At 67.3% G+C, this 23,427-nt stretch carries 25 protein-coding genes; 18 read left to right on the forward strand and 7 right to left on the reverse strand.

Going from position 1 to position 23,427, the window contains the following annotated elements; genetic code table 11:
- Positions 1-6 precede the first annotated feature (6 nt).
- Positions 7-237: a hypothetical protein gene (locus tag OO014_RS04160; protein WP_272461014.1), complete on the reverse strand. Its 231-nt coding sequence runs from the start codon at positions 235-237 to the stop codon at positions 7-9.
- Positions 238-315: 78 nt separating this feature from the next.
- The gene (locus tag OO014_RS04165; RefSeq protein WP_272461015.1) at positions 316-1,869 is read right to left on the reverse strand and encodes an MFS transporter; all 1,554 of its coding nucleotides are present in this window, start codon (positions 1,867-1,869) and stop codon (positions 316-318) included.
- A 70-nt stretch (positions 1,870-1,939) separates the two neighbouring features.
- On the opposite strand from OO014_RS04165, the gene OO014_RS04170 reads away from it, so the two are divergent.
- Together OO014_RS04170 and OO014_RS04175 are read left to right on the forward strand one after the other, a co-directional pair.
- Positions 1,940-2,515: an RNA polymerase sigma factor gene (locus tag OO014_RS04170; RefSeq protein WP_272461016.1), complete on the forward strand. Its 576-nt coding sequence runs from the start codon at positions 1,940-1,942 to the stop codon at positions 2,513-2,515.
- Positions 2,512-3,480 (forward strand): hypothetical protein, encoded by a 969-nt coding sequence (locus OO014_RS04175; protein ID WP_272461017.1) that lies wholly within the window; start codon positions 2,512-2,514, stop codon positions 3,478-3,480. The genes OO014_RS04170 and OO014_RS04175 overlap by 4 nt, the downstream gene beginning before the upstream one ends.
- A gap of 225 nt (positions 3,481-3,705) precedes the next feature.
- On the opposite strand, the gene OO014_RS04180 is transcribed toward OO014_RS04175, so the two are convergent.
- Positions 3,706-4,998, reverse strand: coding sequence for an HNH endonuclease signature motif containing protein (locus tag OO014_RS04180; protein WP_272461018.1), 1,293 nt, complete (start codon positions 4,996-4,998; stop codon positions 3,706-3,708).
- Between the two features lie 854 nt (positions 4,999-5,852).
- Here OO014_RS04180 and OO014_RS04185 point away from each other — a divergent pair.
- Positions 5,853-6,035 carry a hypothetical protein gene (locus OO014_RS04185; RefSeq protein ID WP_272461019.1) on the forward strand — a complete coding sequence of 61 codons (183 nt, stop codon included), beginning with the start codon at positions 5,853-5,855 and terminating at the stop codon, positions 6,033-6,035.
- An 8-nt stretch (positions 6,036-6,043) separates the two neighbouring features.
- Positions 6,044-6,790 (forward strand): hypothetical protein, encoded by a 747-nt coding sequence (locus OO014_RS04190; protein ID WP_272461020.1) that lies wholly within the window; start codon positions 6,044-6,046, stop codon positions 6,788-6,790.
- Positions 6,791-6,935: 145 nt separating this feature from the next.
- Here the strand turns inward: OO014_RS04190 and OO014_RS04195 are convergent, their stop codons facing one another.
- Positions 6,936-7,070: a hypothetical protein gene (locus tag OO014_RS04195; RefSeq protein WP_272461021.1), complete on the reverse strand. Its 135-nt coding sequence runs from the start codon at positions 7,068-7,070 to the stop codon at positions 6,936-6,938.
- A 296-nt stretch (positions 7,071-7,366) separates the two neighbouring features.
- Here OO014_RS04195 and OO014_RS04200 point away from each other — a divergent pair, with 296 nt between their 5' ends.
- The 4 genes from OO014_RS04200 to OO014_RS04215 all read left to right on the forward strand — a co-directional run bounded on the left by OO014_RS04200 (position 7,367) and on the right by OO014_RS04215 (position 13,522).
- A complete protein-coding gene (locus OO014_RS04200; RefSeq protein ID WP_272461022.1) occupies positions 7,367-10,129 on the forward strand; it encodes a DEAD/DEAH box helicase family protein in 2,763 nt (920 codons plus the stop codon).
- Positions 10,126-11,382 (forward strand): restriction endonuclease subunit S, encoded by a 1,257-nt coding sequence (locus OO014_RS04205; protein ID WP_272461023.1) that lies wholly within the window; start codon positions 10,126-10,128, stop codon positions 11,380-11,382. Before OO014_RS04200 ends, OO014_RS04205 begins: the two co-directional genes overlap by 4 nt.
- Before the next feature lie 120 nt (positions 11,383-11,502).
- A complete protein-coding gene (locus OO014_RS04210; protein WP_272461024.1) occupies positions 11,503-13,017 on the forward strand; it encodes a type I restriction-modification system subunit M in 1,515 nt (504 codons plus the stop codon).
- Between the two features lie 13 nt (positions 13,018-13,030).
- Complete coding sequence (locus OO014_RS04215; protein WP_272461025.1) at positions 13,031-13,522, forward strand: DUF6994 family protein; 492 nt, start codon at positions 13,031-13,033, stop codon at positions 13,520-13,522.
- Between the two features lie 67 nt (positions 13,523-13,589).
- On the opposite strand, the gene OO014_RS04220 is transcribed toward OO014_RS04215, so the two are convergent.
- The gene (locus tag OO014_RS04220; RefSeq protein ID WP_272461026.1) at positions 13,590-14,018 is read right to left on the reverse strand and encodes a helix-turn-helix domain-containing protein; all 429 of its coding nucleotides are present in this window, start codon (positions 14,016-14,018) and stop codon (positions 13,590-13,592) included.
- A 338-nt stretch (positions 14,019-14,356) separates the two neighbouring features.
- Here OO014_RS04220 and OO014_RS04225 point away from each other — a divergent pair, with 338 nt between their 5' ends.
- From OO014_RS04225 to OO014_RS04245, 5 genes are all read left to right on the forward strand, one after another.
- The gene (locus tag OO014_RS04225) at positions 14,357-14,563 is read left to right on the forward strand and encodes a hypothetical protein (protein ID WP_272461027.1); all 207 of its coding nucleotides are present in this window, start codon (positions 14,357-14,359) and stop codon (positions 14,561-14,563) included.
- 94 nt (positions 14,564-14,657) lie between these two features.
- Entirely contained in the window at positions 14,658-15,689 is a 1,032-nt protein-coding gene (locus OO014_RS04230; RefSeq protein WP_272461028.1) for a restriction endonuclease, read from the forward strand.
- Positions 15,690-15,933: 244 nt separating this feature from the next.
- Positions 15,934-16,950, forward strand: a complete 1,017-nt coding sequence (locus tag OO014_RS04235) for a DUF4192 domain-containing protein (protein WP_272461029.1) — start codon at positions 15,934-15,936, stop codon at positions 16,948-16,950.
- Between the two features lie 129 nt (positions 16,951-17,079).
- Entirely contained in the window at positions 17,080-17,961 is an 882-nt protein-coding gene (locus OO014_RS04240) for a hypothetical protein (RefSeq protein ID WP_272461030.1), read from the forward strand.
- 59 nt (positions 17,962-18,020) lie between these two features.
- Positions 18,021-18,290: a hypothetical protein gene (locus OO014_RS04245; RefSeq protein WP_272461031.1), complete on the forward strand. Its 270-nt coding sequence runs from the start codon at positions 18,021-18,023 to the stop codon at positions 18,288-18,290.
- Between the two features lie 34 nt (positions 18,291-18,324).
- On the opposite strand, the gene OO014_RS04250 is transcribed toward OO014_RS04245, so the two are convergent.
- On the reverse strand, positions 18,325-18,873 hold the full coding sequence (locus tag OO014_RS04250) for a hypothetical protein (RefSeq protein ID WP_272461032.1): 549 nt from the start codon (positions 18,871-18,873) through the stop codon (positions 18,325-18,327).
- Positions 18,874-18,961: 88 nt separating this feature from the next.
- Positions 18,962-19,180, reverse strand: a complete 219-nt coding sequence (locus OO014_RS04255) for a helix-turn-helix domain-containing protein (protein ID WP_272461033.1) — start codon at positions 19,178-19,180, stop codon at positions 18,962-18,964.
- 103 nt (positions 19,181-19,283) lie between these two features.
- Here OO014_RS04255 and OO014_RS04260 point away from each other — a divergent pair, with 103 nt between their 5' ends.
- The 5 genes from OO014_RS04260 to OO014_RS04280 all read left to right on the forward strand — a co-directional run bounded on the left by OO014_RS04260 (position 19,284) and on the right by OO014_RS04280 (position 23,422).
- Entirely contained in the window at positions 19,284-19,832 is a 549-nt protein-coding gene (locus OO014_RS04260) for a zinc ribbon domain-containing protein (protein ID WP_272461034.1), read from the forward strand.
- Between the two features lie 316 nt (positions 19,833-20,148).
- Positions 20,149-20,751, forward strand: coding sequence for a recombinase family protein (locus tag OO014_RS04265; protein ID WP_272461035.1), 603 nt, complete (start codon positions 20,149-20,151; stop codon positions 20,749-20,751).
- A gap of 362 nt (positions 20,752-21,113) precedes the next feature.
- Positions 21,114-21,632: a hypothetical protein gene (locus OO014_RS04270; protein WP_272461036.1), complete on the forward strand. Its 519-nt coding sequence runs from the start codon at positions 21,114-21,116 to the stop codon at positions 21,630-21,632.
- 303 nt (positions 21,633-21,935) lie between these two features.
- Positions 21,936-22,532, forward strand: coding sequence for a DUF6932 family protein (locus OO014_RS04275; protein WP_272461037.1), 597 nt, complete (start codon positions 21,936-21,938; stop codon positions 22,530-22,532).
- Entirely contained in the window at positions 22,529-23,422 is an 894-nt protein-coding gene (locus tag OO014_RS04280) for a hypothetical protein (protein WP_272461038.1), read from the forward strand. Before OO014_RS04275 ends, OO014_RS04280 begins: the two co-directional genes overlap by 4 nt.
- Positions 23,423-23,427 lie beyond the last annotated feature (5 nt).

The raw sequence follows: 23,427 nt of genomic DNA on the forward strand, positions 1-23,427 counted from the left end.
GTTCGGTCAGCGGTCGGCGCGATGGGTGTGCACCCGGACGGCGTGGACGGCCACCGCCGTCAGGTCGGTGAGCAGCCAGAGACCGGTGACCAAGGCCATCTGGGTGGCCGGAGCGGCAGGGTTGTATGCCGACGGGGGCTCGTTGATGCTCGCGATGAGAAGGAACACGACAAAGGCGCCCTGCAGGACGAGGAAGTTGCGGAGGAAGCCGTTCGGCGGCTCGGGTCGGTTGTTCATCGGGGTTCCCCTCCCTCGGATGTTGAGCGGACTGTCCCGCGCTCCGGCCCGGGGCCGACAGAGTCGAAGGTCCCGCCGTCAGCGGTCCCGACGCGCCGCACGGCGGGCCGGGCGGGGCGCGCCTGACCCGATCGTGCGCTGGCGAGCCGCCATGAGGACGGTCCACACGAGCATGGCGGCGCACACCGGGAACCCGACGTAGGGGTTGAGGGGCAGCAGGATGCCGAGGCCGCCGCCGAGCACCCAGAGCATCTGGAGCATCGTCTCGGACCAGGCGAAGACCGACGCGCGCACGTTCTCGGCGACCTCGCGCTGGACCAGGGCGTCGAAGCACAGCTTGGCCAGCTGTGCCGTCAGACCCTGGACGAGGCCGAGCGCGACGAGGGTCCACACGCCGTACCAGACCGCGGTGGCGATGCAGACGAGCGTCGCGACGAGCACCGAGACCATCGCAACGCGCTCCGGGCGGTGCTCGCGGAGCTGGTTGCCGAGGAGGCTGCCGAGCGCGTTGCCGACTCCGATCGCGCCGACGGTGAGCGCCAGGACGAGCTCGCCGCGCATCCCGCTGATCGGGTGCTCCTTGGCGAGGAACGCCATGAACATGATGAGGAAGCCGGTGAGCAGCCGCGTCCCACCGGTGGTCCACATGGCGTGCCGGACCGGCCACGGGATGGCGTGCAGCTTGCGGAGGAAGCGCCCCATCACTCCCGCTGAGTCGATCTCGAGCGCGGCGCCCTCGGGAGTGGACCCTGAAGCGGTCGTATGCCGCTGGGCTCGCTCGCGCGGTCTCGCTCCGTCCTCGACGGGCTGGGTGTCGCCGACGGAGACCTCGCCGGCGGGGCTGTCGACCTGCTCGGGGAGACGGATCGACTGCACCGTGCCGATGACGAAGAGGACGAAGCCGACGCGGAGGGCCCATTCGGGGCCGAACGTCAGGGCGGCGGCGGCCAGGCCTCCGCCGATGACGGCCCCGATGACCCCGGCGATCGAGACCCTGGAGTTCGCCTTGACGAGGGAGATGCCGGGCGGCAGCAACCGGGGGACCGCGGCTGAGCGGCTGATGTTGTAGGCCTTCGACGCGACGAGGACGCCCAGGGCGGACGGGTAGAGCCAGCTGCTGTCGTTGTTGATGGCCTCCGCGAGGACCCAGCAGAGGAAGGCACGCGTCGCCATCGTCGTGCCGATCGCCCACCGGCGCCCGTGGTTGAACCGGTCGAGCAACGGCCCGATGAGCGGCGCGACGAGGGTGTAGGGAACCATCGTCAGGGCGAGGAAGAGCGCGACCTGGCTGCGCACCTCCGCCGTCTGCGGGTCGAAGAAGAGCGTCCCGGCCAGGGCCAGCATCATCGCCGCGTCGCCGGCCGTGTGGCTGGCGTGCAGTTCGGTGACGCGCGCGAGCCCGGTCTCCCCGGCGCCGCCGGAGTGGGTGAAGGCGTGGAACCGCCCCGTGGCGTAGCGCGACGTCGCCGCCGTCGCCCGCGCGCTCGCCACGGCAACCCGGCCGATCCCTCGTCCCACGGTCCTGGTCGCATTGAGCGCGGTGGTCCGGGCCGGCTGGCGGTGGTCCGCGGGGTGCCCGCCCGCCGGCACGTCAGGGTGGTCCCGCTGGCGGCCGTCGTGATGGGTGGTCACCCTGCCATCTTGCCTGTTCGCCGGGTCGGTTCGTGCGACACACTCGTGGCCTCGGACGACATGAGAGGGCATGAGCATTCACGAGACTGGACCGCCCGGCCGCGAGGAGCGGTTCGCCCGGTTGTTCGACCACGCGTACGCCCCGGTGCTGCGCTTCGTCGAGCGCCGCGTGCACCCCAGCCACGCCGAGGACATCGTCGCTGACGTCTTCCTCGTCGCGTGGCGCCGGCTGGACGAGCTGCCGCCCGACCTCGATGATGCCCGCGCCTGGCTCTTCGGTGTGGCGCGGCGCACGCTGCTGGCGGGGCTCCGTGGTCAGCAGCGGCAGCAGGCGCTCGCGGTCCGCATCGCCGAGAACTCCTTCGGAGACCGGACGGCCGAGCTCGACGTCGAGTTCCTCGCGCGCCGGATGGACGTCGCCCAGGCCTGGCAGCGCCTGTCGGCCGTCCACCAGGAAGCCCTCGCGCTCGCTGTGTGGGACGGCCTCGACGCGCCGCGAGCCGCGCGCGTCCTCGGCATCTCGCCGGTGGCCTACCGGTTGCGCCTCAGCCGGGCGCGCAAGGCGCTGCGCGCGCACACCCAGTCCCTTCCCGACCGGACGCCGGTCCGTGCGGCCGAAGCCGCAGCCCCCAGGAGCACCTCATGAACCAGACCCAGTCGAACGAGTCGATGGACGTTGTCCTGCGCGATCTCGATGCAGCGCAGTCCCCGCCTGCCGGCCCCGAGAACGGCGAGCGGGCTCGCGCACTGTTCGCGCGCCTGGTCGCGACCCCGGAGGAGGCAGCTGAACCGGCTGCCTGGGGCAGTTCGGCCCGTGGAACCAGCGGGCAGCGGGACAGTCGGGGGTCTGGCCGGCCGTCCGTGGCGCGGCGCGCCGCGGCGGTCGGCGCCGTGGCCGCTGCCCTGGCCGCCGGGTCCGTCGTGGCGCCGAACTTCTTCGGGGCCAGTACGGCCCTGGCCTGGTCGGCCCGGCCGCAGTCCCTGACGGCGGAGCAGGCACAGGAGGCGCAGAAAGCCTGTGACGCCAGCATCCGCGACTCGCAGGAACGCTGGGCCGGGCTCGATCTCCAAACCGACGAGCGCCCGGTCCGGACAGCGCTGCGCCCGGTCATCACCGAGCTGCGCGGGTCGCTGGTCCTCGTCTACGCCACCGACTCGAAGCCTGCCCCGACCCACGTGACCTGCTACGTCATGGACGGCAAGGTCGTCGCAACAGGTGGCTCGGCGGCGACGCCCACGAGCGAGCCACTGCCCGCGCTCGCGGCTGACTCGTTGCACGGCGACCTCGGTGCCGTCTTCAGCACCTCGGGCGGAAGCATCCGCGGCGTCACGGGCAACGTGGGCTCGGACGTCGTCGGGGTGGTGCTCGACAGCGTGGCCAAGGGCCCGGTCACGGCCACCGTGAGGGATGGGCACTTCGCGGCGTGGTGGCCCGACGCTCCCACGACGGAGGCCAAGGAGAACGCCGCCACGGCTCCCGAGATCACCGGTGCCACCGTGACGCTGCGCGACGGGACGACCCGCAAGGTGTCGGTCGAGGAGTTGAGCGGCCGTACGGCCGAGGAGCTGGCCCGGCCCGACACCGGGGGCGGCGTGGCCCCCCAAACGTAGGCCCCGTGCCGGTGGGAGTCCTCCGGAGGCATCCCGCGGACGGGACCGTGGGTCGTGGGTCGTGGGTCGTGGGTCGTGGGTCGTGGGTCGTGGGTCGTGGATCGTGGGCCGTGGGCCGTGGGCCGTGGATCGTGGGTCGCGGCGCCCGACCGGAGACTGTGCCCAGGTTCGTGCACCGGGCCACAGGCAAGGGCTCAGCCAGGGGGCGGTCCCGAATCCAGTGGCCTACTCCCGCCAGGTGGCGCTGGTGGTGGTCACGGTGGCGCTCAGGTCGTGGCGGTGCACGTGAGTGTGGTGTCGGCGGCACAGCAGGGCCAGGTTGAGCAGGCTGGTCCGCCCGCCCGCGGACCAGTGCTGCACGTGGTGCGCGTCGGTCCATTGCGGCGCGATGGTGCACCCGGGGAAGCTGCATCCACCGTCGCGTTGCCACAGCGCCAACCGCAGGCCCTTGGTCACCAGGCGCCGTTCCCGGCCCACGTCCAACGGCTCACCCCTCGTGCCCAGGACCATCGGGATGATCGCGGCGTCGCAGGCCAGCCGGCGCACCGTCGAGCTGGACAGCACGTCGCCGGACATGGCCAGGCCCGCGCCCCGGACGGTCCCGGCCAGCACGTCGTGGTCGATGGTGACGACCACCTTCGCCTTGTCCGTGGTGGGCAGGTGCTCGCCTGCGGTCACGCCGCGCTCGATGACCTGCAGCAACGCGTCGGCGCGGCGTTTGGCCGGGGTGCGCGGGTCCGCGGCCACGGTGCGCCCGTAGCCGTCCGTGCTCGGACACGGCGTGGCCAGCGGGTCGAGCGCGGACTTGATGACCGCGGCGGCCTCGGGGTCGAGCACCGCACGCATCGGGACCATCCCGCTGCGCGACGGCGCCCCGAACCACAGCCCCCGCGAGGCCCGACGGCCCTCGTCGAGACGCTCCTCATCGCGCGGTGGACGGACCTGCTCGGTGTGCTGACGCACCAGGGCGGTGAAGTCCTCGTGGATCAGGTCCGGCGCCCGGGTCACCAGGTCCTGCACCGCCGATGTCATCTCCGCCGGGTCGGCGACCCGCTCGTTGCGCTCCTGGAACTCGATGATCCGCGCAGCCTTGGCGACCGTCACATGCTGCATCGTCACCCTGGACGCGAGCTCGGACCACCGGGGCTGCGTCACGGCGCGAGCCACCGTCACCAGGTCCTTGGCCGCCCCCGCGGTCAACCCCGGATCCAGGGTCCGCAACCAGTCGGTGACCCGCAGCCCGCCCGGCGGCTCCTCGCCGCGCGCGACCAGCTCGGCCAGCACGTTGACCAGCATCACCTCATGCTGGGCGCGCACGGCGGCCAGATGCTCCAGCGCATGCGAGAGCAGGTCCGAGGCATGCCGAACCAGCGGCTTGCCGAGCAACGCGTCGATCTTCACCTCGACCGGCTCGCCGAACCTCGGACCGTCCGACGCCGCCCGGCCAGTGAAGTTCGCCTCGAACCAGTCCGCATCAGCCCCCTCCAGGTCCAGCTCCTCGAGACTGACCGACTCCACCTCCCGCGGATGAAACGGCAGCGGCTCATCAGGCCAGACCCCCGGCCACAACCCACTCGACCGAGGCCGAACCACCTCACGCAGCCTCGGACGCCGCCCCCTCCCCGCACCCTGGCCAGGTGCCGGTTCAGGCCGTCCGGCCGGGCTCGCGGCCCCGACCGCAGAGGCTCGAGCCTCACCTGATGCGCAGTCGAGCGACGACCAGAACGCTGCGGCGGCCGCCTGGCCATCGGCCCGATGGCGCGACTCGACCTCCGCGAGCCGCGCCCGCAGATCGTCAAGCGCCGATCCGTTTCCCATGTCATCGAACATATGTTCGATTGGGTGCATAGGTCAACCCATTTTCGCCACTATGGGCGCGTCTGCGTGGCTCGGCAGCCGATCACGCACGGGGGACGGAGACCGTCAGAAGTACCAGGGGAACTGGGCCCAGCGTGGCGGTCCCCACCGACAAGAGTTGGCACCGTTGGCCTGACCTGCGGAGATGTGTTGGCTGGCGTTGGCGAGAGTTGGGCTCGGCTGGACTTCTTGCGGACTTTCTGCGGACTGTCCGAGCTCGGGACGGAAGGCTGCGCCCTTCGACGGCACCCCGCGCGAGTCACACGCCTGCTCATGCGCGGTCTGGCCGCCTCCGGTGGCAGGTGGCGCCCGGGCGAATCCACCGCCCAGCTCCGCCTGGCAGACGCTGAACCTGTGGCCACCAAGCACGGCTCGCCGGCATATGTGTCCTTCAAGCGAGGCGCTGGAAGGGCCGCGACCTCTGCGATGGATGCCCTCGCGAGTCAAGGGCAATGTCAGTGCGGTGAGACAAGATGTGCCAGAGTGAAACCACCGCCTCCACGGAAGGATGTCTGATGGCCACGCTGCTCACGCCCACCGTTCCAGAGCTGGAATCGGAGCGCGCACGCCTGCTGGCGGAAACGCCGCGTGGTGAGGAGGACCTACGCGCACGCGCGGAGGACTTCCTCCTCACTCACGAGGAGGCGCGACTCCTGCGCCGTCTCGATGAGATCGACTTCCTCCTGGGACGGGACTGAACGCGCTTGTGACATCCCTTCACGACAAGGCGCAAGAGTTCGCAGACGAACTGACGGCGACGGTTCACGGGGCGCTTGGTAGCCACGTCCCAGCGTTCGTCGCGGAGCAGGCGCCAGAGCCCAGCGGTCCGGTGACGCGAGTGGCGGTCCATCCGGTCGGCAGCGCGGAGATCCCCCTGACCATCGACAGCGCCCGCGCCCTGTCACTCATCGTGGACTTCCAGTGTCGATGGGACCACAAGGAAGCGTTCCTTGCCGTGAGTAAGGCGTCGATGGGTGTTGTGCCACGCAGTGGCTCGACGCCGTTGTTCCGCTACGAGTTCCACGACGCTGTCGGGGACGATGTGCCCTGCGCGCACCTCCACGTCCATGCTCACCGGGACGAGTTTGTGTTCGCGCTGTTCCGAGGAGGTCACGGCAAGCCGGCGGTGAGAGCCAAAGCGGTCGAGGGCACGAAGAAGCGGGCTACTCCCCAGTTGTCCGAGTTTCACTTCGCGCTGGGCGGGCCACGGATGAGGCCGTGCCTGGAGGACGTGCTACAGATGCTCCGAGTCGAGTGTTCCATCGACGTCACTCGCGATTTCACCTATGTCATCGAAGCGGGTCGAGCGCGATGGCGCAGACGGCAGGTCTCAGCGTCGGTCCGTGATGCTCCGGGCGCGGCCGCCACAACGCTGCGCGAGATGGGCTATCGCGTCGATGAGCCGGTGGCGGGCCCTGCGCCTGAGCGACTGACGAAGCTCACGAGGGCCTGATCCCGTGGCCCACTTCGACGACTACCCGGTTATCTCCACCCGAGCCAATGGCGACCGGCTCGTCGGCATTGCTGAGACCAGTGCCGAGGATCTGTACCGGGCCGGAACGCCACCCGTCCACGGCCTCGCGGCCAGACCCGCACCATCAGTGAGGGTCGGCGAGGTCCGCATTGGTGACCGCCTCGCGATCCGGCGTCACGACGATCATTGGGTCGCACAGGACGCGATAGGAGAACTCGGCCGGCTCAGGTGGCGAGCCAGCGACGATGGGCGGGCCCATGCCGTCACAGGAACGTTGATCGCTCTTCCCACCGAAGGCGTCCTACACGTGCAGCGCCTTGTCGTTGACGTCGATGGATGTGTGAAGGACTTCGGTGGATACGTCGAGCCCTCGTAGGTCACGCTGAGCAAGCCCTAACGCTGCCCCCAGCTACAACCAACGACCGCGAGCCCGATCGCCGTGACCCCCCGCGAGCCTGCGCCACTGCCCCAGACCTCTCCAGGCACGGCGCAGAGCCCACCGCGACCGAGCGATATGTCCCATGAAGGGACTTCGGTCTGGCTATGGTGGCGGACATGGGGGACGTCGACAGCGAGGCCCGGCTCGCCGCAGAGCAGCGCGCGCGGGTGATCATCGACCGCCAACTCACCGAGGCAGGCTGGTCCGTCCAAGACAAGAAGAACCTGAACCTCTTCGCCGGGACCGGGATCGCGTGCCGTGAGGTGGTGATGAAGCCCGGCCACGGCCGGGCGGACTACCTGCTCTACGTCGACAAGAAGGTCGTCGGTGTCATCGAGGCCAAGCCCGAGGGCACGACCCTGAGCGGCGTGGAGTGGCAGTCGGCGATGTATGCGGCCGGGCTGCCGGCTGACGTCCGGCTCAGCGCGCGAACGGTGGACGGGCGGCTACCCTTCGTCTTCGAGGCCAGTGGCACGGAGACCCACTTCACCAACGGGTACGACCCGGACGCCCGCGCGCGCCGCGTCTTCAACTTCCCCAAGCCCGAGACCTTGGCCAAGATCCTCCGCGACGCTGAAGCCGACCCGGGCCGTCCGACGTGGCGCGCCAAGGTGCGCGACCTCCCAGAGCTCGACGAGACGCCCCTGCGACCTGCCCAGGTCACCGCGATCAACGGCATCGAGAACAGCCTCAAGAAGCAGCAGTTCGACCGCTCCCTCGTCCAGATGGCCACCGGCGCCGGCAAGACCTTCACCGCCGTCACCAGCGCCTACCGGCTCCTGACGTATGGCGGGTTCCAGCGGATCCTCTTCCTGGTCGACCGCAACAACCTCGCCGAGCAGACACTCGCGGAGTTCCAGAACTACCGCACGCCCGGCGACGGTCGACGGTTCACCGAGCTCTACGGCGTTGACAAGCTCTCCTCGGCCGGGATGCTGAGCTCGTCCAGCGTCGTCGTCTCCACGATTCAGCGAGTCTTCATGGCACTGAAGAACGAGGAAGTCACCACCGGCGACGACCCCGGGCTCGACGACTACGTCCCGGACGCGCCCGTCAACGTCGCGTATAACGCGGCGATGCCACCAGAGACCTTCGACCTGGTCATCGTCGACGAGGCGCACCGCTCCATCTACGGGGTCTGGCGGGGCGTCCTGGAGTACTTCGACGCCCACGTCATCGGCCTGACAGCCACCCCGGGTAAGCAGACCTTCGCGTTCTTTCGCCAGAACCTTGTCTCCGAGTACACCTATCCCCAGTCCGTCGCCGACCGGGTCAACGTCGACTTCGACATCTACCGGATCCGCACCGAGATCTCCGAGAAGGGCGGAAAGATCGACGCCGGCCTCTACGTCCCCAAGGTCGATCGCCGCACCCGCAAGGAGCGCCTCGAGCAGCTCGAGGAGGACTACGAGTACACCCACAAGCAGCTCGACCGCGCCGTGACCGCCAAGTCCCAGATCCGTCTCGTCCTGGAGACCTTCCGGGATCGGCTCTTCACCGAGATCTTCCCCGGCCGCTCGACCGTCCCCAAGACGCTGATTTTCGCCAAGGACGACGCACACGCTGAGGAGGTCGTCACCACCGTCCGTGAGGTGTTCGGCAAGGGCAACGACTTCGCCGCCAAGATCACGTACGCCGCAAAGGACCCGAAGGGCCAACTGCAGGCCTTCCGAACCTCCCCGTCGCTGCGCATCGCGGTCACCGTGGACATGATCGCCACCGGCACCGACGTCAAGCCCCTCGAGTGCGTCTTCTTCATGCGTGACGTGCGCTCTGCGCAGTACTTCGAACAGATGAAGGGCCGCGGCGCCCGCACCATCCCTCCCGCCGATTTCCAGTCGGTCACCCCGGACGCCACCGCCAAGACCCGGTTCGTCATCGTGGACGCCGTCGGCGTCACGGAACACGACTTTGTCGAGCCGCCTCTCAACCGGGACAAGGCCGTCCCCCTCAAGAAGCTGCTCGACAAGGCCGCCGCGCTGTCCCTGACCGAGGACGAGACCGCCACGCTCGCCTCCCGCCTGGCCAAGCTCGAGCTCGAGCTCACCCCGGAGGAGCGGGCCGAGCTTGACGACGTCGCCGGCTCACCGGTGCGAGACATCGTCCGGCGCCTCGTTGATGCCGTCGATCCCGACGTCCAGGCACAGGTCACCCAAGGTGCCACCGACCCCGCCGCTGCCCTTCAGGACCTGCTCGATGAGGCGATCAGGCCTTTGGCGGCCAACCCTCAACTGAGGTCCCGCCTCTTGGAGCTCCGTGCCACCCACGACCGGGTCATCGATGAGATCAACCAAGACACGCTCATCGACGCACACGGCGTCGTCGACACCACCCGCGCCAGGTCCATCGTCAAGTCCTGGGCCGCCTACCTGACCAAGCACCGCGACGAGATCACCGCGATCCAGCTCGCCAGCGAGGCGAAGGAGCGCCGCATCGCTTTCGCGGACATCCAGGAACTCGCCGATCGCATCTCCCGGCCACCGTACAACTGGACGCCCGATCTCATCTGGGACGCGTACGCCGCCATCGACGTCGACCGGGTCCGCCGCAACGATCACCACACCCTGACCGACCTCGTGTCACTGCTGCGCTATACCGTCGGAACCGAACCAGAACTCGTCCCCTACGCCGACCGCGTCCGCGAACGGTATGCCGGGTGGCTCGCCCAACAGGAACAAGCCGGGACAACCTTCAGCCCACACGAAAGGTGGTGGCTCGACCGCATGGTCGAAGTGATCGCATCCTCCGCCGGCATCACCGCCGACAACCTCGACCAGGCCCCGTTCTTGGAAAAGGGCGGCGTCGACGGCGCACTTCGCGACCTCGGCGAACGCGCCGGCGAACTCCTCGACCAACTGAACGCGGAGCTGACGGCGTGAGCAGTGTGCCCAAGGGTTGGCGGCGCAAGACCCTGTCTGAGGTGGCTAGCTGGGGCAGCGGCGGAACCCCAGCCGCTGGCAACAAGCAGTTCTACGGAGGCGACATTCCTTGGGCCGTTATTGGTGACTTGAGCGACGGTCTCGTGACCAAGACGGCTAAGAGCATCACGCAACTCGGGCTCGACTGCTCCTCCGCCAAGCGGGTCCCCGAGGGGGCTGTCTTGGTGGCCATGTACGGATCCATCGGCAAGCTGGGCATCGCGGGTATCCCTCTAACCACAAATCAGGCGATTGCCTTTGCAATCCCCGGGCACGAGCTCGATCCAAAGTTCCTCTTTTACTACCTCATGAGTCAGCGGCGCCAGTTGGACGCGATGGGCAAAGGTGCGACCCAGAGAAACATTAGTCAAACGATCCTTAAGTCTTGGCCGATTGTTCTTCCCGATGCTATTCGGGAACAGCGAATGATCGTCGAACTCATCGAAGACCACCTCTCCCGCTTGGACGCTGCGAGTGTCGAACTTCGGCATCAACAGAAGCGCATAGAGGGGCTCCGCATCAGTGGGATCAATCGCGCGACCTCAACGCCTGAAGCAAAGTACGTTTCGCTCGTCGATCTGCTGACCCATTCCGTCGGTGGCCTCTGGGGCCGCGAGAGCGGTGCGGATGAGATGGACGTTCGCGTTATCCGGGTCACTGAACTGAAGCGTCATGGAGAACTGGAGATCTCGACCGCCGCGACCCGGTCCCTGACACGAAATCAGTACGAAGGCCGAGCGCTCCACCCCGGTGATCTCCTCTTGGAAAAGTCTGGCGGGGGACCGAAGACCCCGGTAGGTCGTGTTGCGTTGGTGCGCCACGTAGATGAACCGTCGGTCTGTGCGAACTTCATGCACTTGATGCGCCCCAATCCAGATCGCGTCCTGCCGCGCTTCCTGCATCTAGTACTCAACGCTTTTCACCAATCCGGTGGTACTGCGCCGATGCAGACTGCATCGACCAACATCCGCAACATTAAGGCGAGCGAGTACCTTCAAATTCAACTACAGCTACCGAGCCTTGAGGAGCAGCAGTCTGCATTAGCCGAAGTCGAGCCACTCCTCGAGGCATGCACCCAACTCGAGAACTCGCTCGAGCTCGCCCGTCGACGGACTATGTCGCTCAGGCAAGCGGTGCTGACGGCGGCCTTCGAGGGCAGGTTGACTGGTGGGAGCATGCAGCCTGAACTGCTTTTGGAGTCTGCGAATGTCTGAGGTCAGTAGCGCGGGCTTGGACCTTCAAACCTACGGTACGGTCAGCCAACTCCGTCTCGACGAGAATCCATCAAGACACTCTGAGCAAGTGCAGCCGCGAGGCGCACGGAGATGAACGACATGAATGATGCCCGCCGTCTGGTTGACAAGCTGTGGTCCTATTGCGACGTACTGCGCGATGACGGCGTCGGGGTCATCGAGTACACCGAGCAGCTGACCTACCTGCTCTTCCTGAAGATGGCCCACGAGCGGGCCACCCGGAGGCTCAGGCCCGAGCAGATCGTGCCGGACGAGTACTCCTGGCAGCGCCTGCTCGACGCCCAAGGAGACCAGCTCGAGCTGACCTACACCAAGATCCTCGTCGGGCTGGCAAGAGAGCCTGGCGTCATCGGGACGATCTTCCGAAAGGCTCAGAACCGGATCCAGGACCCGGCGAAACTGAAGCGGCTCATCGTCGACCTGATCGACAAGGAGAACTGGTCGCAGTCAGGCACCGACATCAAGGGCGACGCGTACGAGGAGCTGCTGTCAAAGGGTGCCTCGGACAAGGGCTCCGGCGCCGGCCAGTACTTCACGCCCCGTCCACTCATCCAAGCCATCGTCGACGTCATCCAACCCACCGTCGCGGACACCGTCGTCGACCCGGCTTGCGGAACGGCTGGCTTCCTCCTGGTCGCCCATGAGCACGCCTCCCACGGGGCGGAGTCCATGACGCCCTCCGAGCGGGAGAAACTGCGCGACGGGCTGGTTAGCGGCTACGAGCTCGTCGACAACACTGCCCGCCTTGCTGCGATGAACCTGCTCCTTCACGGCATGGGCACCGCGAACGGCGAGTCGCTCATCGAGGTCCGAGACTCCCTCATCGCCGACCCCGGTCAGAGGTGGTCCATCGTCCTGTCGAACCCGCCCTTCGGGCGCAAGTCGTCCCTGACGATGGTGGGAGCCGACGGCCGGGAGGTCCGCGAGGACAGGGAGATCGAGCGGCAGGACTTCGTCGCCACGACGAGCAACAAGCAGCTCAACTTCGTCCAGCACATCATGACCATCCTCGACACCAACGGCCGCGCCGCCGTCGTCCTGCCCGACAACGTCCTCTTCGAGGGCGGCGCCGGCGAGACGATCCGCCGCAAGCTGCTGACCGACTTCGACCTGCACACCATGCTCCGGCTGCCGACCGGCATCTTCTACGCCCAAGGCGTCAAGGCCAACGTGCTCTTCTTCGACAAGAAGGTCGCCCGGCCTGGCCACCCGTGGACCGAGAAGCTCTGGGTCTACGACCTGCGCACGAACAAGCACTTCACCCTTAAGCAGAACCCACTCCGTCGAGCCGACCTCGACGAGTTCGTGGCCGCCTACAGGCCCGGATCCCCCACGAGCGAGCGGAGCGAGTCGGAGCGGTGGAAGTCGTTCACCTACGACGAGATCATCGCTCGGGACAAGGCCAACCTCGACATCACCTGGCTGCGGGACGACTCGCTTGAGGACCTCGACAACCTGCCTTCCCCCGACGTGATCGCCCGGGAAATCGTCGAAGACCTCACCGCCGCCCTTGTCGAGTTCGAGGCAGTGGCGAGCGCGCTGGAGGCTCAGCTCGAGGGTGCCGGCGACCTCTCGGCATCCTCAGTCTCGGAGTAACGGGCGGGTCGGCATGACGATCGACGTCACCTTCGACTTCCGCTCGGATGCGACGACGGACGACCCCGACCGGAGCAGCCCGACTCTTCGCCGCTACCACCAAGCCTTATGGAGCAAGCCGCTGCCCAACGGCCACCGATTCGACCTCGACACCACCACCCCATGGGAGTACCTGCACCACAGATCGGATCTCGGGGAGTTCTTCCTGAGCAGCGACTCCGTGATCCCCACGTACGACCATTGGCAGTCAACCGCTGCACGGATCGCTCGCGTGCCACCGAACGAAGTGGAGAGCTTCGTGGCGGTCGGCTACACCATCGGCGGGATGATGGTCTTCCCGAGTAACAAGGTGGACGGGAAGTGGACCATCAACATGGCGCGCGGGATGAGCCGTGCGATCGCCGATCGGATGGATCTGACGCTCGAGTGCGCAAGGTCCCGAAGCAAGCCGGGGTCGGTGCAACACGGGCGCCCCGCTCTGCCGGACCGGGGCGCTCCCCATTAAGGGAAGACGCGCGACCGTCGTGCGGTCGATCTCGTCCCTTGGAGGCAACCCATAGGCAGGCAACCCGTCATAGGCCCAAGGCCGCCCGGTCGTCGGCCGTGAGGACGACGGTCCTCGGCTGCCAGGGCTCGTTGAGCCCCTTCGGCCGGTCGAGGAGCCCGAGTAGCCGGCATCGGGACATGACGATGCACAGGGCCGCTTGAGCGGCGTCCACATCGCCGGACATGGCCTGTTCCCAGATGGCCGCCTGCAGCGCATCCAGGCGAGCGGCCTCGAGCTGCTGCAGCTCCTCGACGGCATCGCTGATCTCCCGCGCCAGTGCCTGGGCCACGAGCCGATACACGGTGCCCTTGCTGGCGTAGCCGAGCTCGTCGGCGATGGCTTGGTAAGTCCAGCCTTGGGTGCGTAGCTCGATTGCCCGGGCACGACGAGCAGCGGCGAGGGCCGTGTTGCGGTGCCGTCCCTCGACCCGGGGGAGCGCTGCTGCGGTGCTCATGAGAACCATTGTCACAGCCACCCCGGTCGAACATCCGCAGCACGCCCGTGTCGCGTCACCATGGACTGAGACGACCGAGTCACGGAGGAACCGATGGATCGTCAAACGTGGACCTTGGCAGACCTTGAGCGAGAACTGGAACGCTTCGAACGAGAGTTGAAAGCCGCTGGGCTACGGCGCAACACCGTCCAGACCTACGTCGGGCGCACCGCCACCTTCCTCGCCTGGCTAGCGGGCGACTACCACCCTCGAGGTCCCGTCCGGATGTGAGTCGTGCGTGGAGCCATCCGGTCAAAGATGAACGCCCCAACGTCCGAGCGGTGTGGCACGCTCAGCACATGCCGAAGCTGTCGACTCCTGTCATCGAGGTTGCCTGGCGTCACACGGGCGAGACCGGAAAGATCCACTACCGGGCGCGGCGCCCGGACGGCTCGAGCCGGCACTTGGTCAGCCGTGACGGCGAGGCCCTGTACGAGGTGCTCGAGGCGCATCTGGCCGCCATCGGGTACACCGGGCCCAAGTCCGACACTGGCGAGATGGGGTGATCCAGTTGCCCGCCACAGGAGGCTCATGGTTGGGGTCGGCGCGCGGGCACCCCGCCACGCGACGGACAGGCATCAGCGACGTGGAGCGTGACGGATGACCAACATGTGGGGCATCCACAACGATGCCTTCGGCTCCGAGCTGGTGGAGCAGGGGTTCATCTCCATCGGCTGGGAAGAGATGCCTGACCTGCGCACGATCGGTGACGACCGTGAGCGTATGAAGGCGAGCCTGGAGCGGACCTACCCCAGCGCCAAGGCCGGAGCCATCCCGGTGTGGGCAGGCATCCTGCTGCGCTTCGCCTACACCATGCAGGTCGGTGACATCGTTGTGGCCCCCTACAGACCGGACGGGACTATCAACTTCGGCGTCGTCGAAGGACCTTACGAGTACCACCAGCACGTCAAACGGCACCCCCACCGGCGCCGGGTGCGATGGACCAGGACTGGCGTCTCGCGGGGCCTGTTCCCCCAAACCGTGCTGTACGAGATCGGGTCGGCTCTCACCCTGTTCCAGGTGCGCAAGGGCGTAGAGACGTTCGAACGCTTCCTCGACTCAGAGTCGGATGAGCCGTTCGACCCGGCGCCGACCCCCATCACGAACCAGAGCGAGCGGGCGACCGTGTGGGCCGAGGAAGAGCCCAACGCAACCCGGATCGAGCAGTACTCGCGCGACTTCATCCTGCGCACCCTCCTCACCGACCTCTCCCACGAGGAGTTCGAACACTTCACTGCAGATCTACTCCGCACCCTTGGCTACCAAGCCCGAGTCACCCCCTACGCGTCCGACGGCGGCATCGACGTCATCGCCCACCGCGACCCGCTGGGTCTTGAGCCGCCCATCATCAAGGTCCAGTGCAAACACACGACCGGCACCCAGAGCCGGCCCGATGTTCAGCGACTGATCGGCACACTCTCATCGAGCGAGCTGGGGCTGTTCGTCACCCTCGGTACGTACAGCCGAGACGCCCTGGAGCTCGAGCGCGAGCGGCAGAACCTACGGCTCTTCAGCGGTGCCGACATCACCACCCTGACCTTGGACAACTACTCATCCCTCCCGGGCCGGTGGCGCGCCCGGCTGCCCCTGAGGCAGGTCCTAGTCGTGGACCGGGAACCCGAGGTCGACTGACAACACCTCGCGTCGCGTCGCGGAAGCGCCGGGAGGCACTGTTCAGGTTCGCCGGAGTGATCAACCAAGCCAAAGTTCTTCTTACAGAAAGAAATACGCTATACTAGGTGCTACGAGGAACTGGGATCACCACGCCCGCACGAGGGCTGGACAAACCCCCTCGGCACCAAAGGCTCGACGCTCCCGTGTCGGGCCTTTTCTCATGCCCTGACGCAGTTCCGGGCCAGACCGGAAGGACGCCCTCGTGAGCACTACGACCATGCATCTGCGCTCCCCAGCGGAACTACTCGCCGCAGTCCCCTACATCCTTGGCTTCCAGCCGACCGACTCCATCGTCGCGATCGCCCTGAAGGACGGGCGCGTCGGGCTCACTGCCCGTATCGACCTCCCCGCCCCCGACCATCCCGAGCGCGCCGTTGATGCGCTCATGCCTGCACTGCTCCGGGAGGAACCCGACCAGGTCATCGCGATCGGGTACGGCGACAGCGCGGGACACGCGGCGACCGTTCTCGACGGTTTCGCCGCCGTGCTGGCCGAAGAGGGCATCGGGATCAGAGACCGACTGCTCGTCACGGGTGGCCGGTGGCGATCCCTCGAGTGCGCCGACCCGGGCTGCTGCCCCCCGGAGGGCACGCTGCTCGAGCAGGACGAGTCGGCCACCGCGGTCGCGTCCGAGTTCGTCGGGCAGGGCGTCGCGCCGCTGCCGGACCGCGCCGCGCTTGCCGCCCAGCTCGAACCGACGGAGAAGGCCCGGCTCGTCGGACGGCTGCTCGACCGGCCCCGACCCCGGCGGGTCCTCCAGCCGCGGGTCGTCGCCGGCATCTGGGCCAGGGTCCTCGACCCGGACGAGGACCCACCCGAGCTCATGGCACAGGACGCCTCCTGGGCGACCCGCACCCTGCAGGACGTGGGCCTGCGCGACGGGATCATCGCCTGGCTCACCCCAGGCACCCTCAAGCCGGCCGACCTGCCCGACGACGTCCAGGCAGTCCTGAAGCTCCTCGGGCCGGCACCCCACACGAGCGGCGACCCGAGCGTTGACCTGCGTCTGCGTTCCCGGCTGGTCCGGCTATGCACTCTGCTGCCCGACAGTCACGCCGCACCGGCCCTGACCGTGCTGGCGGCCCATGCCTGGTGGCACGGCAACGGCGCCTTGACTCGGGTCGCGCTCGACCGGACCCTGCGCTGCGATCCCGACTACCGGCTCGCGCAGCTGCTCACGCTCATGGTCGACCAGGGCATCTCCCCCACCGACCGCTAGGACGCGAGCCGTCACCCACAACAGAACAGCACCGAAGAACCAGGCCCGACCACACCGATGTGGCGGGCCTTCGTTATGCCCGGCGCGCCAAGCGGTGCCGGGCGACTCATCCCACAGAAGGAGAAGATCATGAGCACCGCCACCATGGACGGGCGTCTCTACGCCGTCCCCGACCCGACCACCAAGGAACGCCTCGGGATCCTGCTCCGCCTGCGACGCGGCGCACGCCGAGCCCTCGACACCGCCCTCGCCCTCCCCCGCGCAGCCGCGGGCTGGGTGCTCCGGCACGCCCGCACCGTCTTGTCCGCCTTCGCCAACAACCCGACCCTCGCCCGCCTCAGCGCCCGCCTGCGCGGCCTCGGGAGCCTCATCCGGACGGCCGGGCCAGGGACGGTGACTGCCGCCGTGCTGAGCGTCCCGGCGGTCTGGCGCGCCGCGACCCGAGCCGTCTGCTGGATCGGGGCCAAGCTGACCGCGGGCGCCAGCGCCCTCTGGCAGTGGACCAGGGGCACGCTCGCCAGGTTCGGGCCGACCGGCGTCCGCATCGCCAACAGCCTCGGTGAGGCCGGCTCTGCCGTCGGCGGGTTCGTCACCCGCGTGGCGACCCACCCGATCAGCCAGGCCCTCGCCCGAACAGTGAGGTCGGTGGCTCGGCTGGTCCGTCCGGTCAGCCAGTCCCTGGTCGTGCACCGGCTCGCCGCGGTCTTCGTCGCGGCGCCGTGGCTGCGGGGCCTGCTCGAGGTCCTGGTCCTGCCGTTCGTCATCGCACCGGGCTTGACCGCCCACGTCGGCCGGCACCTGCGATCGGTGCCAGAGAACCCCTCCGGCTCGGCTCCGAACGCGGCCGCGACCTCCAGCGGCACGCCGCGCGCGGCCAGCACCACAGCGGCGGAGGCGGTCCCCACCGAGGCGGACGCGTGGGACGAGCTGCTCACACCGCGCAACCGGGCCGAGCGCCGCGCCCAACAGCAGGCTCAGGCCCACGCCAAGCGCACCCGCGCCCGGCACTGACCCCACGCACAGGAGGCCCGTCGCGTGGCGGGCCTCCTGCCCATGCCAAAGGAGAACCCATGCTGATCGTCCTGTCCGTCGCGGCAGCCGCTGCCCTGGTGGTCGTCGCCTACAGCAAGCTCCGAGAACACTCACCCGACGCCGGTACAGCGGGCCTCCGGGCCGTCCGCGACCTCGCCGACGTCGTCATCGTCTGCGTCAAGGCCGTCGAAGGCGTCGTCGACGTGCTGTCCCGCTCCCCCCAAGCCCCGCTCAATGCCTCGACGAGTTGGGGCGGCTACAGCGCGGGCTACCCGTACGCCCCGGACTTCGGCGACGAGCCCTTGTAGCCACTACCACGGCTCGGCTGCAGAACCGAACGACTCATACGCCGGGTGCTCGATGCTCTGGGGCCGCGCCCTCGATCGGCTTGAACCGACGGTCGACGCGCACGACCGCCACGAGCTTCTCTATAGCGGCATCCAGATCCGCCAACGCCTCGTTGACTCGTCGGCCGCGTTCGCGCCGCGAGGATGCGTGGAAGACTTCGCTGGCTCGGTCCAGTGAGACAAGCACCGAGTCCGCTTCCGCCAGCACGGACGCCGAACCGACGGTGTAGAAGGCCGCGTACGCATCCGTGACCTCCGTGGTCAGGTGCGGGATCCGATTGATCTGACGCACGAGCAGCGGGACCGTGATGAACACGCCGCTGAGGGTGGCGCGGACGCCGGCCAGGACAGTCAGCGTCGTCCTGTAGTCGATGACGGCATGCAGGAACCTGGCCGCGGCCTGGGCCCTCTCGGCGTCCGTGCCCCCATCCGACGGCTTCCGTCGGCGCCCGAGCAAGTGGACCAAGCCGCCGAACCCCGCGCCAACGGATCGCTGGGCCACCGTGGTCACGACGACGTCCACGACGCTGGTCACGTCCGCCATCTCATCCCCTGTCGACTCTGCCTGACATCGAGACTACGGCCAGCGCCGGACAACGGCCGTCTGGATCCAGCTCATGACGCCCGTCCGCCTACCGGTCAATCAGGAACAGGCCCAAGGGATCCACGCCGAGTCGGTCAGCGATCCGCTCGACACTGCGCAGGGTCAGGTTCCGCTCACCCCGCTCCAGATCACCCATGTACGTGCGGTGTACCCCGACGAACTCGGCGAAGGCCTCCTGTGACAGGCCTCTCTCCAGCCGGTAGCGCCGCAGGTTCACACCCACAGCCCGCTGAAGATCGCCTTCCACGAACAGGAAGGCTTCCCGCCCGCTACTTTTCGGTCTACAGACCTATGAGTAGCAGCCGCGCCACTCCCACTCGCCCACCCAACGACCTTGAAGGGAAACCCCAATGACCTGCCAACTCTGCGGCGCGGCCAACGAACCGTCGTCCAAGTTTTGCTCAAATTGCGGCCGGCACCTGCCACAGGCAGCGGCAGCACCTGAGGCGCCGTGGGTCCACCCCCCGACCCATCCCGGACCGAAACCTCGGCGGTCGCCGCGGATCCTTCTCGGCGTTGTCCTGATCGCCATCCTGGCCGCTGCCTACGCGATCTACCAAGGCACCCGCCCGGATACCCATGCCCTCATGGTGGCCATCAGCGATCTGCCCTCCGGAGACTCGGACTGCACCAGCACCAGCTACTCGGCGAAGTACATCGTCGGCACGAACGTCACCCTGCGCCTGGCCAACGGTGAAATCGCAGGAACAGGAACAATGGCAGGCGACGGGACGGGAGGCGCCAACTCCTGCACGTGGATCGTCTTCCTTTCCGAGGTCGTCGACTCAGCGGCATACACCCTGGAGATCAACGGCCCTGCTGGCAACGAGACCCTCAACTACAGCAAGAGCGAGATGGAGTCTCAGAGCTGGAACATAGCTCTCTCGAAGAACTTCTAGGAGCTGGAGACTTCCGGCAGGACCAACTTCCATGTCCCCGGAATGGGCCCCGCAGACCCGCCTGCCAAGACATGGTGCCGGAAGGGGGACACGAGATCGGCGTGGGCCTCCTGCCGGGCGGCGTCACACCCGACGCTGCCCCGCGACAGCGTGATGCGCGCAAATGGGCAATATCGCGCCGGCAATGCGTTCCTGAGTGCTCGCGTCCCATGCCCAACCAAGTACACCTCAGCCGGACACCACATCAGCGCGCCCCAGTCTGTCCGGTTGGGGTCTGTTCCGATGACGATCGACACATCCGAAGGGAGGTCAAGACATGCCCGGACAGGTTCTCGCTTACGTGCGAGTCTCCACCAACGACCAGAGCCCCGACCGGCAGTTCACGGCCATCCGCGATGCTCTGCCCGGCGAGCCCGACCGATGGTTCACCGATCGCGCCTCCGGCGCCAGCACAGACCGCCCGGCCCTGAGGTCCATGCTCGGTCACGCCAGAGACGAGGACACGATCATCGTCGCGTCCATGGACCGACTTGCCCGCAGCGTCATCGATCTCGACCAGCTCGTCACCAACCTCACGCGCGACGGTGTCGCGGTCTGCTTCCTAAAGGAAGGACTCACCTTCCAGCCGGCAGTCCGGGCGGACCCACTAGCCATCTTCCAACTCCAGGTCATGGCAGCCTTCGCCCAGCTCGAACGAGCACTCATCAAAGATCGACAGCGCGAGGGGATCGAAGCTGCCAAGGCCCGAGGGGTCTACCGAGGCCGGGCCCGCCGACTCAGCCCCGAACAGGTGGAGGCCGCCCGAGCGAAGGTGGAGGCCGGGGTTCCTAAGGCTCGGATCGCGCGTGACCTCGGCGTCGCCCGTCAAACTCTTTACGACGCCCTGAGGCCTTGCTCGCAGCCCTCCCGGCTGCCGTAAGCACGCGCAACGGTGGCCACGATCTCAGGTGGGGCCATCCGGTGACCTGGGACGCGGCGATGCAGCACGACTAGCAGTTCTTCCGTTCCCTACCTGGCCCCTCTCATCAGTCGGCGGGAGGGGCCATGGCCGCCCTCTTCCGTTCTCGTGGCACGAACCTGACCCCTCCCCACGCCGGCACTTGAGCCCAGCCACGGCTGGAGCTCCCGCACGAAGCCGCACTATCCAGAGCAACTAGATACCTTTAGAGTCTTGTGTATACCTGTTGTCGTCTATAGAGTTCTGTTGTCAGAGAAAACCAGTCCCGGGACGTCTCCTGCACAGAGAATCACCGCCCCGGGGCCAGCACTCAGGAGGATCCCATGAACGGGGTCAACATCACCATCGACGTGTCGAGCTGGCCTACGCCGGTGCGGATCGAGTTGCTCCAGGTCATCGACCAGCTCGAGGCTCGTGTGACCGGCCAGTCGTCCATCGTGACGAACGGTAACGTGTCGACTTCGACAGAGGCGATCGAGCCGTCGGGATGGACCCAGGAGGCGTACCTGGATGTGATCGGGAAGCTGCTCAGCCGGCACTTCGTCCAGGTAGCCGTCATCTTCGACGCGATCAAGAACGGCACTGGATACGTCTCGCGGGAGCGCGTATACGAGCTGGGAAACTACCCGGCGAACCGCTCGCTCAAGGGCTTCACCCGCCCGGTCAACCGACTGACTGCCGAAGCGGTGGAGGCCGGGCTGCTTCCCGAGGACGCCGATGACCTTCTCGCCCCCGACTACGATCCGAACGTGTCGGGGTTCCAGCGCGCGAAGGGGTTCGTCGTGCCGGCTGAGGTCGTCAAGATGGCGCTGGAGTGGCGCGACGAAACGGCAAAGGCCTGATAGCAGTCGCGGGGCCGGTCAGGACTTCTGGTCGGCCTCTCGCATGTTCGAACCTGTGTGGCGGATCGACCCTGGTCAACTGGCTTCCCTTGGTGTCGCCTGGTGGCATGTCGTCAACACGCCACCGGCGGCGACCAACGCAACGAGTGCGTTCGCCTGACCTCCATCGTGCAGCGGGGGCGGCCGCCTCAGTACGCCGGCAGTCACGGTTTGGTCTCAACCGAAGCCTCGGCGAGCGGGTCGGAGACAGTTCGGGCAAACTCCGTTGAACTGGTGCAAAGATCAATCCGGGGGGAGCGGATCATGTCGTCATCGTGGGCGGGCTGGTTGGATGACGGCGCCCAGTTTCCGCCGCCCGGTCGGGTCCGCGTTTCGCTGGACGAGGCCAAGGCCGTGCTCGTGCACCACCCCAAGTTCCAACGTTCTAGAACGCGGGCAAAGATCTGGGACGGCCTCGAACGGTACTGGGCGACCTTCCTGAGAGTCCAGGAGATGAACGCACCGGTGCTCGGCGACCGCGACATCGTCCAAGCGATGTGGCTAGGCGGAAGCTTCGTGAGCAGCAAACTGGACCCCAACAACCTCGACCTCTCAGTACTGCTCGATGGAGAGTCTCGGGACGCCATCAAGGGGAAGCCTGGCTCGGGGTGGATAACAGGGGCCTTCCAGCGGGAGTCCATCGGGCGCGAGTACCTGTTGAGTCCACTTGAGGTTCCATACAGACCTGTCGTGTCTCCGTTCAAGACTAACGAGCTCACGCCAACGGACTACCGCTACCTCAGCGCGCGTGGCGCTTGGGACGACTGGTGGCAAAGATGCCGCACTCCAGGAGTGACACCGGGTGGCCCTACCGTCGACACTGTAAAGACGGTCCGAGGCTACGTGGAGGTGACGTTGTGAACGAAGCCCAGCGTCGTCTCCTCGCGCGCCACCGAAGGGACGCGATGTCGGATCTGGAGCGGTTCCTTGTGGATCGACTTGTGGCCCCTGACGCCTTCGAGACGGAGAGCCGTAGGAACTACTTGGATGCCCTCCGGTCCTTCGACCCGGACGCGACGCTGACTGAAGAACTCACGCTGCGGCTGGTGGGACCTAGTGCCAGCGGGGGACTGACCTTCGACATAGGCGACGCGCTTTTCCGTCCTCTTCAAGACACTGTGTCCGCAGCAGCCCACGACGAGGTGCCCCTGGAACTAACGGGCCTCTCCTCGGGCAGCACGGTGCTTCATGTACGGCCTCTGGTGACGCAGCGGGACCGCGTTGCAGACGTTCCCGTGGACTCCAGTGTGGCTGACGGCGCTGTGCGCAGGACCATGCAACTCTTTGCAGAGGTCGAGAACGAGGGTGACCTAGTGCCCTTCTCAGACGTCCTTACCTCGGCGAGCAAGTTCGTGGACGTCCTGCGTAAACACGAGCTCGACCTGGACATGACGTGGGCTGCCTCAGGCGGGGAAGTGCGCGCGGTGAGTCTCACTAGTCGCGGTCGTGAGTACCTTGCTAGACAGAGCGAGGTCACAACGCGAACCGAGTACACGTTCGTCTCGGGGCGCATCACCGAGCTGCGCATGTCTGGCATGGCCAAGGTGAAGACGACCGTGGCGAAGAACTCCCCGGCGCATGAGGTCCATTTCGAGCCAGAACAACTTCTACTGAAGCATCTCTCCCTTGGGGATCAGGTCAACTTCCGCGTCGCACGGATTGTGGAAGTTGACAGGATCGGACGCGAGCTCTCAGAGCGGATCGAGTACGTGTCCGACGCCAGTGACTCTCGGCGCTTGTTCGAGGACTGATAGTT

It is taken from the genome of Intrasporangium calvum (assembly GCF_028446585.1).
Classification (GTDB): domain Bacteria; phylum Actinomycetota; class Actinomycetes; order Actinomycetales; family Dermatophilaceae; genus Intrasporangium; species Intrasporangium calvum_A.